The sequence below is a fragment of the Prevotella sp. HMSC073D09 genome (assembly GCF_001814145.1).
Taxonomy (GTDB): domain Bacteria; phylum Bacteroidota; class Bacteroidia; order Bacteroidales; family Bacteroidaceae; genus Prevotella; species Prevotella conceptionensis.
Genome location: NZ_KV815129.1, coordinates 7,719 through 8,237, shown reverse-complemented (window position 1 = coordinate 8,237; position 519 = coordinate 7,719). Strand labels below are relative to the sequence as shown.

General features: G+C 48.4%; 1 protein-coding gene. It reads left to right on the top strand.

The features are described 5' to 3' along the window. Positions 1-519: transposase (locus HMPREF2955_RS12860; RefSeq protein WP_139145563.1), on the top strand; the 519-nt coding region annotated here is incomplete at both ends.

Below are 519 nucleotides of genomic sequence, written 5' to 3'. Positions count from 1 at the left end.
GGAGTTGATCCTCTCCCTTTGCCTCTTCCGCATTGTGGGTGAGAGCATCCACCGCATATGCAGGCATAAGATATACGAGCTTTCAAATCATGGCAAGAACTGTTTCTATCGCATGATGATTCGCCCGCAGATGGATTGGAGACGCCTGATGAACCACTTTGCCCTGCGTTATATGTGCCTATTGCGTAAGTATGGCGAAGCTCCTCAACCCGATGCCACGACCTGTTTCATCATAGACGACACCGTGCTTGAGAAGAGTGGCGTGAGGATGGAGGGTGTCAGTCGTGTTTTCGACCATGTGAAAGGCAGATGCGTATTGGGCTACAAGCTGTTGCTTTGTGCCTTCTTTGACGGCAAGACAACCATACCCTTTGATTTTTCGCTGCATCAAGAAAAAGGGAAACAAGGCGACTGCGGGCTGACAAGACAGCAACGCAGAAAGGCATATCATACCAAGAGGAATGATGACAACCCCGATTATAAGTGCTTTCAAGAGTGTAAGATGTCTAAGATGGAAGT